Origin of the sequence: Gardnerella sp. KA00243, assembly GCF_049244105.1 — a bacterium.
Lineage (GTDB): Bacteria > Actinomycetota > Actinomycetes > Actinomycetales > Bifidobacteriaceae > Bifidobacterium > Bifidobacterium leopoldii.
In genome coordinates this window covers 99,558-114,217 of sequence record NZ_CP058375.1, presented here as the reverse complement: position 1 = coordinate 114,217, position 14,660 = coordinate 99,558, and the positions used below count along the sequence as shown (strand labels likewise).

General features: G+C 36.8%; 14 protein-coding genes and 1 pseudogene. 13 read left to right on the top strand and 2 right to left on the bottom strand.

Features of this window, described 5'->3' with window-relative positions; all coding sequences use genetic code 11:
* The first annotated feature begins 133 nt into the window (after positions 1-133).
* Genes HXT50_RS00440 through HXT50_RS00415 form a run of 6 tightly spaced genes read left to right on the top strand, consistent with a single transcriptional unit; the run spans position 134 to position 5,484 of the window.
* Positions 134-1,312 (top strand): ABC-three component system protein, encoded by a 1,179-nt coding sequence (locus HXT50_RS00440; RefSeq protein ID WP_020758843.1) that lies wholly within the window; start codon positions 134-136, stop codon positions 1,310-1,312.
* A complete protein-coding gene (locus HXT50_RS00435; protein WP_020758844.1) occupies positions 1,296-1,520 on the top strand; it encodes an ABC-three component system middle component 7 in 225 nt (74 codons plus the stop codon). The genes HXT50_RS00440 and HXT50_RS00435 overlap by 17 nt, the downstream gene beginning before the upstream one ends.
* The gene (locus tag HXT50_RS00430; RefSeq protein WP_020758845.1) at positions 1,511-3,163 is read left to right on the top strand and encodes a DUF2326 domain-containing protein; all 1,653 of its coding nucleotides are present in this window, start codon (positions 1,511-1,513) and stop codon (positions 3,161-3,163) included. The genes HXT50_RS00435 and HXT50_RS00430 overlap by 10 nt, the downstream gene beginning before the upstream one ends.
* Before the next feature lies 1 nt (position 3,164).
* A complete protein-coding gene (locus tag HXT50_RS00425) occupies positions 3,165-3,368 on the top strand; it encodes a helix-turn-helix domain-containing protein (RefSeq protein WP_032839416.1) in 204 nt (67 codons plus the stop codon).
* Positions 3,369-3,391: 23 nt separating this feature from the next.
* Positions 3,392-4,591 carry a DNA methyltransferase gene (locus HXT50_RS00420; protein ID WP_230469197.1) on the top strand — a complete coding sequence of 400 codons (1,200 nt, stop codon included), beginning with the start codon at positions 3,392-3,394 and terminating at the stop codon, positions 4,589-4,591.
* Positions 4,564-5,484, top strand: a complete 921-nt coding sequence (locus HXT50_RS00415) for a Bpu10I family restriction endonuclease (RefSeq protein ID WP_018645400.1) — start codon at positions 4,564-4,566, stop codon at positions 5,482-5,484. The genes HXT50_RS00420 and HXT50_RS00415 overlap by 28 nt, the downstream gene beginning before the upstream one ends.
* A 329-nt stretch (positions 5,485-5,813) precedes the next feature.
* Here HXT50_RS00415 and HXT50_RS00410 read toward each other — a convergent pair whose 3' ends face one another.
* Positions 5,814-6,014 carry a hypothetical protein gene (locus tag HXT50_RS00410; RefSeq protein WP_421776866.1) on the bottom strand — a complete coding sequence of 67 codons (201 nt, stop codon included), beginning with the start codon at positions 6,012-6,014 and terminating at the stop codon, positions 5,814-5,816.
* Positions 6,015-6,359: 345 nt separating this feature from the next.
* Here HXT50_RS00410 and HXT50_RS00405 point away from each other — a divergent pair, with 345 nt between their 5' ends.
* The 7 genes and pseudogenes from HXT50_RS00405 to HXT50_RS00375 all read left to right on the top strand — a co-directional run.
* A complete protein-coding gene (locus HXT50_RS00405; protein ID WP_004105048.1) occupies positions 6,360-7,073 on the top strand; it encodes a TetR/AcrR family transcriptional regulator in 714 nt (237 codons plus the stop codon).
* Complete coding sequence (locus HXT50_RS00400) at positions 7,070-8,815, top strand: ABC transporter ATP-binding protein (RefSeq protein ID WP_018645403.1); 1,746 nt, start codon at positions 7,070-7,072, stop codon at positions 8,813-8,815. The genes HXT50_RS00405 and HXT50_RS00400 overlap by 4 nt, the downstream gene beginning before the upstream one ends.
* Positions 8,808-10,580: an ABC transporter ATP-binding protein gene (locus tag HXT50_RS00395; RefSeq protein WP_018645405.1), complete on the top strand. Its 1,773-nt coding sequence runs from the start codon at positions 8,808-8,810 to the stop codon at positions 10,578-10,580. The genes HXT50_RS00400 and HXT50_RS00395 overlap by 8 nt, the downstream gene beginning before the upstream one ends.
* Before the next feature lie 47 nt (positions 10,581-10,627).
* Positions 10,628-11,212 (top strand): MptD family putative ECF transporter S component, encoded by a 585-nt coding sequence (locus tag HXT50_RS00390; protein ID WP_004105054.1) that lies wholly within the window; start codon positions 10,628-10,630, stop codon positions 11,210-11,212.
* The gene (locus HXT50_RS00385) at positions 11,212-11,946 is read left to right on the top strand and encodes an energy-coupling factor transporter transmembrane component T (RefSeq protein WP_004105056.1); all 735 of its coding nucleotides are present in this window, start codon (positions 11,212-11,214) and stop codon (positions 11,944-11,946) included. The genes HXT50_RS00390 and HXT50_RS00385 overlap by 1 nt, the downstream gene beginning before the upstream one ends.
* Positions 11,943-13,391: an ABC transporter ATP-binding protein gene (locus tag HXT50_RS00380; protein ID WP_020759052.1), complete on the top strand. Its 1,449-nt coding sequence runs from the start codon at positions 11,943-11,945 to the stop codon at positions 13,389-13,391. The genes HXT50_RS00385 and HXT50_RS00380 overlap by 4 nt, the downstream gene beginning before the upstream one ends.
* A gap of 73 nt (positions 13,392-13,464) precedes the next feature.
* Positions 13,465-13,562 (top strand): annotated as a pseudogene (locus HXT50_RS00375) (type II toxin-antitoxin system Phd/YefM family antitoxin); the annotation flags it as partial.
* Positions 13,563-13,963: 401 nt separating this feature from the next.
* On the opposite strand, the gene HXT50_RS00370 reads toward HXT50_RS00375, so the two are convergent.
* Entirely contained in the window at positions 13,964-14,644 is a 681-nt protein-coding gene (locus HXT50_RS00370; RefSeq protein WP_101889409.1) for a hypothetical protein, read from the bottom strand.
* Positions 14,645-14,660: the final 16 nt, after the last annotated feature.

Genomic DNA, 14,660 nt, shown 5'->3' with positions numbered 1-14,660 from the left:
TCTCAAAGTAAAAATCCTTTTATCAGACTTTTACTTTGCTCAAAGATGTAATCGAGTGATACACTTTGCATATCAATGGATTTTTCTTTGATGATTCGATCCTATAAAATCGAGATTTTTTCTTGGTTCTTGTTTGGATCAAAGTGGTTCAAAGTGGTTCAAAAAGAGGGGGACACCATTGGACTTCAAAACCTTTTACAGTCTTTTACGTAATCACATTAATGACGGTCATGATGCTTCTACATTTGTAAAAGAATTAATCGCAATGATTACTGATGTATCTGAGGAAGAATGGGGAACGAAGAAAGACCCTTCTGGCTCGGTAAGCCCTGTCACATATCGCAATTTTTCCAAGAGGGGTATTTCAAAGAGGGTTGCCAGAACTATTTGCTATCGTCTTACACCAAAAAACTTTATAAAAAATTTGAACTCTAGACCACAAGCTGTATTAGAAGTATTAGCAGAAGACTTGTCATCATATGATTCGGATGTCACTTCTGATAATGTGGCAGAAAAATTAGCGGATATATTCGTCAATATTATTAGAGAAACAGCAGGAATAATCACACCTGATGCATTGGAGCAGCAAAAACAGCTACAATCCTCTGCTGATTTAAAAAAGACATACGGAAAATATTTACTGCAAGAATGTGAAAATCATTGTGTAATGAACGGTTGTTCCAAATCACTAATACTTTCTAACAATTTCAATGTTTCAGAAGTCTATGAAATAAGTCGTATCGATAAAGCTAAAGAACCAACTATTAATAATCTTGTGGCTCTTTGCCCACAATGTTTTGCTATGTATCAAATGGATAATACTAAAAAAGTTACAAGCCTTTTATCCAAAAGAAAAAAAGTCCTAGCCAACCACATGGAGAACTTGAGCATACTTAGTTCTTCACAGTTGGAAGAGGGATTGACAAATGTCATTTGCAAAATTGCTAAACTCAATGAAAAAGATTTATTTGATTTTTCTCTAGACCCTAAAGAGTTAAAAGAAAAAATAGATCCGCATAAAAACTTTCATATTTACATGATAGTTAAACAAAATGTAACTACTTATTTTGTTAAAGTCCAAGAAATATTGACCAATTTGGACAAGCGTAAAGTCATTGATTATGAAAATTTACAAGATCAAATGCGATCCATTTATAAAAAACTTAAAAAAGCCAAACGAAGTGATACGGAAATCTTTGAAGAAATTTCTGAAAAACTACATGATCTAACTCTTCAAAGCGTATCGGATTGTCAAATAGTCGTTAGCTACTTTGTACAGAAATGCGAGGTATTTGATGGAATTACCAAATAAGCTATACCCATATGAAAAAAGCACTTTGGCAACATTGCCAGTAGTGCTTGAGATAATACGAAACGGTAAAACTGATATAAGGGGTATTTTTCAATCTACTTTGAGTTATTTAGATGAACCATCAGATTTTTTATCTGTTATGGATTGTCTTTATGCTCTTAATGCAATTGAAATGACCGATGAGGGTAAGGTGAAATTATGCTTATAGAAATTTATTCTCCAGCTTTCAAGGAAAAGAGTAAAATTAGACCAGCTATTCGATTTAAGAATGGTCTTAACGTAATCCAAGGAACACAAAAAGGCTCTAACTCCATCGGCAAATCATCCACACTTTTAGCCATAGATTTTGTTTTCGGCGGCGATACATATCTTAAAAGCGATGGAGTAAAATACGTCGGTAATCATGAGATATATTTTTGCTTTAAGTTTGATCATCAATACTTCTTTAGCAGAAGCACTGCTGATGCAAACACAATTAACATTTGTAATGAAAAATATGAACCTACTGATAAAACTCTGACTAAACAAGAATTCATTGGGTGGCTGAAAGAAAAATACGCCAGCAATAAAACAGATCTTTCTTTCAGGCAGTTAGCTAGTACATTTTTTAGAATTTACGGTAAAGACAATAGGGATGAAAACTATCCTCTTCAGGGATATAGGAATCAGCCAACAAAGGAATCCATAAAAATTCTTATGAGTCTGTTTAACTACTACAAGGATATAGAACCTTATCACAATCAATTAGATATACAAGCAGATAAGCTGAAAACATTTAAAAATGCAAGAAAGTACAGTTTCATATCCAACCTTGTAGGCGGAAAAGCCCAGTACGAAGAAAATGTCAATACGCTTTCAAATCTTCGTGCAGAATTAAATGCACTTACATACAATTATGACGTGACAGCCAGTAACGAAGAAATCGAAAATAGTAAATATAAAGAGAATCTAAAAGCTACTAAATTGTCGCTTGAAACACAGCTTGAACAGTTACAACGCCGCTCAAAATTGCTGGATATAAGTATAGAATTTGGATTAAAGCCGACAGAAGCTGATTTACAGGCATTGTCTGAATTCTTCCCAACTGTCAACCTAAAGAAAATTTATGATATCGAGCGATTCCATAAAAAACTTTCTGCCATATTAAAAAACGAGTTCGAAGCCGAAAAAGAAACACTTGATGCTAAGACAAGAGAGGTAAAAGCTGGCATAGAACAAGTTGTTCAAACAATGGAAGAACTAAAAATCCCAAATTCTATCTCTAAAGACTTTCTGGATAAGCATTCTGAAATAATCAAAAAGATAGATGCTTTGGAGGAACAAAATAAGGCTTACTTGGAAGAGTCACAATTGCAAGAGTCCAAAAAGGTTGCAGCACAAAACTTAGAGAAGAATGTGGAACATATCCTAATGGAAATTGGACTCTGCCTCAACAACAAGATGCATGAATTTAATGACAGACTTTACGCTGAAAAAAGAAACTCGCCAACGATAGAGCTGAAAAACTACAATAGCTATACGTTCTTCACACCTAAAGACACAGGAACTGGAACAAACTTTAAAGGTTTAATTCTCCTGGATCTTGCTGTTCTGTACTCATCTTCTTTACCAGCTTTGGCTCATGACTCATTATTCTTTAAAAATATTGACGATGAGGGTATTGAAGGGATTATGAAAATATATACAGATACCGCGAATCTGAACAAACAGGTCTTCATTGCCTTTGATAAACAAAGCTCCTACAGCAAGGAAACATATGAAATCCTACAAAACAACAAAGTCCTTCAACTATACAGTGGCGGAGGCGAACTCTATGGAAAATCTTGGAACAGAGAAATTAAAGGAGTGTAAAATGAAATTTAGTTATAACAAACTATGGAAATTACTTATAGACAAAGGGTGGACTAAATCCAAACTCCGTGAAGAGGCAAAAATAAGCTCTTCATCTATGGCGAAACTCAATAACGGAGGAAATGTAACCACAGGAATACTGATAAAAATATGTAGCGCTTTAGATTGTGATATCAGTGATATTGCAGAAATTGTAAAAGACTAAAAATGTTAACAAAAAAGAGGAAAATGATAGGAATGCGTTTTTGTAATATACCAATTAATACATCAGAAATACCACAAACAGATTTGAATATAGCCGAAAAAAATAGATCCAACCTATTCACATGGAATGGACAATTCTCTCCTCAATTTGTAGAAGCAGAGCTGACTAAATATGCGGATAAGAATTATATTGTACTCGATCCTTTTGCCGGGTCTGGAACAACACTTTATGAATCAGCTAGGAAAAATTTGCTAGCATATGGGATAGAGTTGAATCCCTCGGCCTATTACATGGCGAAAATCTATGAGCTGGTAACTGCAGATATGGTTGAGAGAAACCGTTTAATCAAACATATTGATAAGTTAGTATGCAAAATTAAAAATACGGATAACATCCTTAATGTTCTGACGGATTATGCAAAATCAGATGACCACTACAGCGTAAAGAATGTACTATCTACCCTTATTATTCTCATGGATATTTATAAAAATGAAGTAACATTCGAACTTGTAGTAAATAAATGGGGGGAGCTTAAAAACACAATATTAGAACTTCCATTCAGTAATAGACCTATTTGCGTGTCAAATGGCGATGCTCGAAAAACTTCTTTAAAAACCGATTTAGTTGATCTTGTTCTAACTTCACCTCCGTACATTAACGTTTTTAATTACCATCAGAATTATAGAAAATCCGTGGAAGCATTAGGATACAACGTACTAGAGATTGCAAAAAGTGAGTTTGGGGCCAACCGAAAACATAGAGGAAATCGATTCTTAACTGTAATACAATATTGTATCGATATTGCCCTATCCCTAAAAGAAGCAAGCAGAATATGTAAAGATAAAGCAAGAATGATATATGTAGTCGGCAGAGAGTCTACAGTCTTAGGATATTCTTTCTGCAACAGTGAATTAATTTACAGAATTGGCACAGAAATCTTGGGGTTTGAATTTGATATTCGTCAAGAGCGAGTGTTCAAGAACAGATACGGTCATATGATCTACGAAGACATATTGCATTTTATAAACAAAAAGAATAACTCAAAAGATAAGAACGATATTCAATCAACGGCAAGGAATATTGCTGTTGAAATGCTTCTCGATCGCTACAATTCAATAAAAAACAACAAAAATGCTGAATTAATATTGGACGCTATTCATAAATCAAATCACGTAAATACTTCGGAGGTTTTGTTATGCGAGGAACACACGGCGAAAAAATAGTAGCTGCAATTGAGAGTAAAAAGATGCCGCTATCTGATATTGAAAGGTTAAAGAAAGCTTTAAAAATATACGACAAATGGGTGGTATCTTTAAACACGATTGAAGCAGATACCCTGCCAGAACTAGTAGTCGCACTTGTAAATTGTCTAAATGAGTATAAGTTCTACATTGACGTAAACCTTATCTTTGATAGTACAGAAGATTTTTTGTATCGTCAAAAAGGCCAATTAAAACTGGACAATACTGTAATGGAGGAATTTCTACCAATTTTTGTAACCCGATGCATAAATAAGCAATTTGGGAAGTGCGACATGAAAATTGGTTCTCAAACCTCTACTTTTTCTTCTATCTATTTTGCGTCCAGTGTTAGCAATCCCGGGATTGGAGGTGGAATCAATATAAAAACTAAGGATCAGGATTTTTCAATGTGTCGTCCACTATACATAATGAGTTCTTATGATCCAGACTTTAGCGAACTTCAGACGACCCGACTCACCACCTATCTTGGATACATTCTTGCCGAGTTGAAAACTAATCTGGATAAAACAATGTTCCAGGAGGCCTCAGCAACAGCCCACGATGTTAAACAAGCTGTTACAGGAGCGAAGTACTACTTATTATGCGATTATTTGGATATGACACCGATTAGTACAACTACGACGGATATTGATGAAATTTTGATTACGCGAAAAGCTAAAAGAATTAGCTCCAACATCCGAAAAGATTATGCCACATATGAAGGTAGACAAAGAAGACGAACGGCGTATGTGGACTACCTAAAGAAGAATCCTTATTCCTCAGAGGTTTTCCAAAGATTTATAAATCACATACTTTCTCAAATGCAAAATGAAGATCTTATTGAGGAAAGTGTTTTAGATATAGGATATTTCTAGTGAATTTTCCTAAGATATCCTAATTACTTCACCTTTTCTTAAGAAATAGCAGCACAACAAAGCTTAGCCTTTGCTTATTGTATATACTTCATTAGGGCACGAAATAATTTCTGGGAAACTTATCTAAATCAGATAAGTTTCCCAGAAATTCCTTTTTACTTTTTCATAAATCATTAAAAGTTTTTACTTTGTTGAATTCCATATAAATCTTGACGTTGGAGCTAAAAATACGACATACAATAAAAGTATAATTGGTAGTGTAGGAAAAGTTGGTGTTTGGTCCTAGGGGTGACAGCCAACTGCTTGAATTTATTTTCTGTATTATACCATCATGCTATCTTTCCGTCTGCGTCTGCTAGGCTGAGCGCTGTTTGTACAAGCAATCGAGCTCGTTTGTAAGTCTCTTCATTTGGCGCTGGTTGTTCTTTGTTTGGCTCACTTAAAAGTAAAAGTGACTCTTCAGATATCCAGCTGCGACAAGACCAGTCTTCGTCTTGCTCAGCTAGTACTGCGCCAATTAAACGAATCATAGCCCAAAAATACACGAACGATTGAACTTTTTGTACTGTGGTACATATATGCAAACTATAAATACGGTATGCGTTTATGGATTTGCTGAACTATTGCCTAGTTTCTTATGAATTTTATTAGCACAAGCAGGCACTCTTCTAACCAGCATCGACAAATAGTGTTTACTTTCAAGCAAGAGCTTGACAGTAAACACTATCTAACTTATACTGTATATATCGACGCATTCGTCGATAGGATGACGACCCCTTAGATGTAGCCAAGGCGCGAAGACTTTTTACGCGTTGACTCATGACAACTATTTGGCGTGTTAACCCTTTACTAGCTTGTGGTGTGAGGTGAATTGCATGGCTCGTAATAAGCGGCTTAGTTTTGATGAACGCAAGCAAGCAATAAAGCATGCTGCTATACGTATTTTTGTCAAACAAGGCTTTGAGAACACAACCATGGAAGACCTGGTAAAAGAAACGGGCTTATCAAAGGGTGGGTTTTATCACTACTACAAGAATACAACCGACATACTCCACGACATCATGCTCGATGGCATCGCATACCGCAACACCATCATGATGAAATCTATAGAGGATGGCAAGCAATGGAGCATTGATCTTCTTGCTGATGAAATGGCCAGAAAAGCAGTTGATAGCAATGCGCTTATGCCCGTCTACGTGGAACTTTTGTTGGCTAAGAAGAGAAACCCCCAGCTTGAACAGGTATATAGACAGCTTGAACACACTGCTTTTGATACGTTTAAAGCACATAACATCGATGCAGAAACGCTTTCTGTTAAGTCTTCGAATTTTGAACTTATGGCGTTTTTTGTAAACGCGATCATTCTTTCTGCGCATGTGCTCAACGAACACAAGCTTGTACAAGATAATCAAGCGTTCATTAAGCAGCTGCTCTTGAATATTTTGAAACAGGACACCGCTCAATCCAGTCACGAGGGCAACAGCCGCAGCGCTACTCGCTCCAGCGACGATGGAAACAATCAGTTAGGCAGCATGCAAGAGTCTGTTCAAACATCTTCAACTTCTTTACCAGCAAAGGAGCTCTCATGAACACATACCGTAAACTGTTTGCCTATATTCCGCAGTTTAAGGGTTTAGCTATTGGAGCGGTACTCGTTTCAGCTTTGTCAGCTCTACTAACTACTTGCGGATATTATGCGATACATTGTTTTTTGCATGCGCTTATTATTGACGAAAACTTGCCTGTCGCTCAAAATTTTGCATTCGTCATTGCACTGCTTTTACTTACCGGCAGTTTATGTCTTGGCACGTCGGGTCTTATGGCTCATTACGTGGGATTCAATTTAGAAAATGTTTTGCGCAAACGCGGTGTTGAAGGCTTAAATCGTGCAAGTTTTACATTCTTTGACACACATTCATCTGGAACTATTCGTAAAACTATTGACGACAATGCAGCGCTCACTCACACGATTGTCGCACACATGATTCCTGACGCTACGCGCGCAATCCTTATGCCATTTTTCATAATTGCATTCAGCTTTTGCATAAGCTGGCGCGTAGGTTTATGCATTCTAATACTTACTATTGTCGGTAGCGCTATTATGGCTAGCATGATGGGCGGCAAGCAATTCATGAAAATGTACCAAGACGCACTCGATAATCTATCAGCAGAAACAGTCGAATATATTCGTGGCATTTCTGTTATCAAAATATTTGGCGTTTCAGTAAGTTCCATGAAAAAGCTATCCAAACTTATTCACAATTATTCAACATATGCTTACCAATATTCAAAGCATTGCAAGGCAGGATACGTTGTGTATGAATGTCTTTTCTTTGGTATTATTGCAATACTTACACTGCCGTTGGCATTTTTCATGGACGATTTGGGCAGTCCCAAACGTTTGGCTCTCGATTTAATTATGACGTTTTTCGTATCGGGATTAATGTTTGCAGCATTTATGCGCGTTATGTACATTGGCATGTACTCATTCCAGGGTAATCATGCGGTTGATTCGCTTGAGAAGCTTTATGCTCAAATGTCGAAAGAAGAAATACATTTTGGCAATGAAGATCATTTTGCAAATCACAACATTGAGTTTCATAACGTTTCGTTCTCGTATGACAAAAAAGAAGTTTTGAAAAATCTGTCCTTCAATTTAGCAGAAAATAAGATATATGCTCTAGTAGGAAAATCTGGATCAGGTAAATCTACAATTGCTAAACTGATGTGCGCATATTACAACATAAGTTCTGGAGAAATTTTAATTGGCAATAAACCTCTTAACACATATTCTCAAGAAGCGCTCATGCAAGAAATTTCCTTTGTTTTTCAAGATTCTAAGTTGTTTAGTGACACACTATATAACAATGTTAGCTGCGTAAAACATGACGCAAGCCACGAGGAAGTAATGTCTGCGATTTCTGCAGCAGGACTTGATTCGGTATTAGATAAATTAGATAAGCGAGAAAATACCATAATTGGAACAAAAGGCGTGTATCTTTCAGGTGGAGAAACTCAACGCGTTGCGATTGCTCGTGCCATTTTAAAAAATTCTCCCATCGTAATTATGGACGAAGCGTCTGCTTCTATTGACCCCGATAATGAGTATGAGCTGCAAAAAGCCTTTAGGCGACTGATGCGCGGAAAAACGGTCATTATGATTGCACATCGTCTGACGTCCATTACGGGTGTGGATGAGATTTTGCTTGTTGACCACGGGCACATTGTTGAGCGCGGTTCACATGCTCAGCTTATGGCGCAAAATGGCCAATATACACATTTGTACACAATTTACACCCAAGCTAATGAGTGGAGGGTTGTTAATGATTAAGTTTTTAAAAAATACGTTTGCTCTTACCGATCAAGGTGTACGAGGCGCTTTTAAATCGGGTGTACTTAGTTTTTTGGTATTTGTTATCAATATGGTTCCTTCAATGCTGCTGCTATTGTTGGTAGATCATCTGTTACTACGCCATGTACATAGTACAGCCATCTATCTTGTGTGTTCTATTGTGACCTTGGTGGTAATGGCAGTGCTATTGAGTTTTGAATACGAAGCACAATATAACGAAACATATAAAGAAGCAGCTCATTTGCGCCTTAATATTGCAGAGAAACTTTCGCGACTAGAAATGTCTTACTTCGCAAAACATGATCTTACCGATCTCGCTCAAAGTATTATGGCGGACGTAGCATCACTTGAGCATGCAGAAAGTCACGCAGTTCCGAAACTGCTCGCGTTTTGTTTATTCTTACCATTTCTTTCTGCATTAATGTTCATAGGGAACTGGAAAATGGCAATTTGCGCTATTGGGCCTACTCTACTGTCATTTTTGCTTATTGTGTTGTCAAAACGTTATGTGCGAGAACAGTACAACAAACATTACTTGCGTCTTCGCGAAAACTCGCAAGCTTTCCAAGATCGCATTGAGCTTTCTAAAGAAATTACCGCTTTTAATCTTGCAGAACGTATAAAAACAAAGCTTTATGCCAAGCTTGATGACACATTGCGCGTCCACTGGAAAAGCGAACGCAACGCTGGGTTCTTGCTGATATTTGCCGATATTTTCTCGCATTTTTCGTTGGCATTCACGATTATCGGTGGCATTTTTCTTATGCAAACTGGCGAAATTTCTGTGCTATATATGCTAGGCTACGTGCTTGCTTCCATGAAGCTCAAAGAATTTGTGGACTCGAATATGGAATTCCTTATGGAAGTTTTCTATATCAATTCGGCTGTGAAGCGTATTCGTGAAATTCGCGACGCAAAGGTATTAGATGTGCAGACGGAAGCTGCTACAGACGTACACACTACAGATACACAAGCTACAGATAAACGCGCTACTCAATTTGCTAATTTTGATATAGAGATAAACAAGCTCAGCTTTTCTTACGATGACACTACTCCTGTGCTAAACGACGTAAGTTTTACTGTGCCGCATGGAACAGTTTGCGCACTTGTTGGGCAGTCAGGCTGCGGAAAAACAACTCTGCTTCGACTTATAGCGCGTCTGTACGATTTTAATTCTGGTAGCATTCGTATTGGCGGCGTAGATATACGGAAAGTTTCTACTGAAAACCTGTACCGAAATATATCTATCGTTTTTCAAGATGTTACTCTCTTCAACACAAGCATTCTAGAAAACATTCGCATCGGTAGAGAAGATGCTACAGATGAAGAAGTAAAACATGCAGCTCAGCTTGCACACTGTGACTTTATTGACACTCTCCCAGATGGGATCAACACCATTATCGGCGAAAACGGTCAGCAGCTTTCTGGAGGCGAGCGTCAGCGTATATCAATAGCGCGCGCGTTTTTGAAAAACGCACCAATTCTTATTCTTGATGAGATTGCTTCAAGTTTAGACGTTGACAACGAGATTAAAATTCAACAATCGCTTACCGAATTGGTAAAAAATAAAACTGTGATTATTATTTCTCACCGCATGAAGTCAATTGAAAATGTTGATCGAATAGTTGTGTTAAAAGATGGTCACGTTGAAGCATGCGGTACACATGCCGAGCTTATCCAGATAAGCCCTACTTATCAAAATCTTATTGATAAAACGTGTGCAGCAGAGGAGTTTTCGTATTAGTTTGAGCGCGTGTAGAACGCACATGATAGAAAAAGGAGGAATTTGTTATGGAACGCGCAACTAAATTAAGTGGTCATGACCTGATAAACATTGGTATATTTGGAGCCATTTATTTTGTTATTGTATGTGTAATATCAATGCTTGGGATAGTACCCGTCTTTTTGCCGCTCCTTGCGGTATTAGTGCCAATTATAGGCGGTATTCCTTTTATGCTCTTTTTGACCAAAGTTAAAAAGCCAGGAATGATTTTTATCATGGCAATCATGATGGGTCTATTGATGGTGCTCACGGGCATGGGAATGTGGTCGTTGTTAACAAGTGCGATTGCTGGTTTGATTGCAGAAATTGTGTTCAAAAGTGGCAACTATGCCAGTGCTAAAAAAGCTGTTTTGACATATGGATTTTTTAGCCTGTGGATGTATGGCAACTATATGTCACTGTTTCTTGATCGCGAACAATATTTTGCACAACGTGCAAGCTTTGGTAAAGCTTATGCCGAGGCTGTTGCTCAGCTCCTACCAAATTGGATGGCGTTCGTTCTGCTAATTGTATGCTTTATCTGCGGTATTTTAGGCGGCCTGTTTGGTCAGAAAGTTTTGAAAAAGCATTTTGAAAAAGCTGGTCTTGTTTAATGGCATATTCATCTCTAGCAACGCAAAAGAACAAACGCAGTTTTCTAGATCCACGCGTAAAAATAGTCCTTGTTTTGCTATTAGCAATATTCGTAATGGGCGGCGTGGGTGGCGCACGCATGAAAGATATAAGTTTTGTATTATCTATCATTCCTTTTGTGCTGCTTTTGATAGAACAACAATGGGAAAAATTTTGGCATGCAAGTATCATGCTCATAATAGGTTATGTCTGTCTTTTGGTGATGCCATATTTGCCTAGTACGATAAAACCTATCGCTTTAATGTGCGGATATATTCTTACGCGCTTTGTAGCAACAGTTGCAATGGGCAATTATGTTATAGCTACGACTTCGGTGAGTGAATTTATTGCAGCAATGGAAAAAATACATATGCCACGAGCCATTATTGTGCCAATGTCAGTTATGTTTAGAATGTTTCCAACGATTGCAACAGAATGGAAATCAATTTGTCGCGCTATGAATATGCGTGAAATTCATATAGGAGCAGTTGGTATTGGAAAAATATTAGAGTACCAATTAATTCCTATGATTAGTTCGAGTGTACGTATTGGCGAAGAACTATCGGCAGCAGCGTTAATTAGAGGATTAGGCTCCCCTATCAAGCGAACTAATATTTGCCAAATTGGTTTTCGAATACAAGATTGGTTTTTATTACTCATTTCTTTGTCGGTCATATGTTTTTGGTTGTTGTGTAGCTTAGGAGTAATCGTATGATCGAATTTAGGCATGTTTATTTCCATTATGGAACTGAAGATGACCAGCATACAAGCAATGAAGCTAACACAAATGACAATAAACAGCATTCAAGTGAATTAAATGATATTAATTTACGCATTGAAGATGGCGAATTAATTTTAATAACCGGACCTTCGGGTTGTGGTAAAACAACGCTGTTACGGCTGATAAATGGTTTAATTCCACGCTTCTATCAAGGAAATGTAAAAGGCTATATATTATTAAACGGTCGATCTTTTAAAAATAATGAATTATATGATTTAGCAAATGTTGTAGGCACGGTTTTTCAAAATCCTAAGTCACAATTTTATAATGTTGATACAACGAGTGAACTAGCGTTTGCGTGTGAAAATCAAGGACTACCAAAATCTGATATTTATCAGCGTATTGATACAACAGTTGCTGATTTGCACATGGAAAATTTGATGGATCGCAATATTTTTCATCTATCTGACGGCGAAAAGCAAAAAATAGCTTGTGCGTCAATTGAAGTAGCAGGATTAAACATAATTTTGTTAGATGAACCTTCAGCAAATTTAGATTATGACTCAACGTTGATGCTTAAAAAGTTGATTTTGCATTGGAAAGAACAAGGAAGAACAATTGTTGTAGCTGAGCATCGAATAGCTTATCTTTGGGATATTATGGATCGCCTAGTGGTTATGCAACAAGGTGAGATCGTTAAAGATATTAAAGCCGAACAAAAAGATGCTCTTAACGACATAGATTTGCAAAAAATGGGACTGAGAACACGACTTATGAAATCACCCATACAAATTAATAAAATGCCATCTGTCACACAAGACGATCAGATAATCGCATTAAAAAATTTCAACTTTGCGTATCATGGCGTAAAGAAGAAAATAGTCAATATTGAATCGCTTGCTATTGCGCGTAATCAAATTACAGCAATTGTAGGAAAAAATGGAGCTGGCAAAACCAGTTTTCTCAATTGTTTTTGCGGTTTAGAAAAAAGCTGCAAAGGTATTTTTAAATACGAGGATCGCGTTTTAAGTAATCGAGCACGTAAAAAATTATGTTTTATGGTGATGCAAAATACAGGCAACCAGCTGTTTACAGAAAGCGTTTTAGATGAAGTTTTAATTAGTTTGCCTAAGCGCAGCAAAAATAAGAACGATGTTGCGATGAATATATTACGACAATTTGATTTGGACTTTTTGGCACACCGTCATCCGCAGAGTCTATCGGGTGGGCAAAAACAGCGATTAGCAATTGCATGCGCGCTGGCAACAGGTAGAGAAATTCTAGCGTTAGACGAGCCTACGAGCGGATTAGACTATGCGCATATGCAAGAACTAGCACAGCTACTATCAAAACTTAAGTCAATGAATACAACAATTGTTGTAGTAACTCACGATAGTGAACTCATACATGCATGTTGCACAAGATTGATTCATATGTAAAGTTAGCTCTCGAAATGCATAGAATTTATTTATCTTGAACCACATACTATGACCTCCCCAAAAGGGAGTATGAATGAATATAAACGCAGATGAACTCGTTTCTTTTCCGAAGCAAATCAAAATTGTTCTAAAGTTGCGCGCCTTGTTGACACATACGATTCAACTATTATTTAATCATACTGTGCATTAATCGTGCTTAATTAACATTTCCTAACTTCTAGCTGGGTGCAAAGTGGGTGCACTTTTTAACGTTATCCATCCTGTGCACTCAACCCTAGAGCTTCGATATGTTCCCTCAAACAGCCAAAATACGTTCAAAAACCGCGAGAACCCAGCTTAAAGCTGCCACGCATTAAACCTTTTAACGATAGCCCTCGTTAAGCCTTGCTACACAAGGGCAAATTTGCACCCACCTAATCAGCCTTTGACATCAATACGACACTCTCAACGTGAGATTTTTAGGCTATTTCCAAACTAGACAATATACTTATAAAAGTATTTATTTTAATAGCATTACATCTATAGTATTTAGACTGATTATGTGAATCTTAATTAGGCTATTTATGATTTCATTATCTTATTTCATTTACTCTATCTGCAGCTGGATCCACTTCAAAGCAATGATCTGGGTTTCGCTTGCACTGCAAAGCAGGCACTTTTTTTGTAACCTTACGTTTTGTTTTTCCATCAGGATATGTTGTATTTCTCCATTCTACAGCATTATTGAAATATTTCATTGTGCCACCACATATAGGGCATTTGTCAATATGAATTTTTTCTATCGTAAGTTTTCTTCCAAGACCACTAATTGCATAATTAAAGAATAGCGGGTGCCTAATTTCTCTTTTAGTAATATTTCTTAACCGTGCAATAATTGCCAAAAGTATAATTACTATAACTAAGATCCCCAAATATATAATAACTAAGATCCCCAAATATATAATATTATTGTTTGCATTTATTTGAATACTTTTATTGGTAAATAAATTAATTAAAGGTTCAGATAGTTTATAAAAAGATTCAAATAGTTTATAAAACGGGAAAATTCCTATCAGGGAAATGAAGATTCCCATCCATGATAGAATTGCCATTGTTATAGGGCTTCTCCAAACAGGTTCAGTCGTATATGTAGCAGTCTTTCCCGATGAACTCCCATTAAAATCTGTATTGTTTCCTGAAACAATATTAGTAGGTCCATTAAAAACATTACCTGAAACAGTGTTAATATTTGACTTAGAAAATTTATCCCTCATATATTTTCTCCTATGA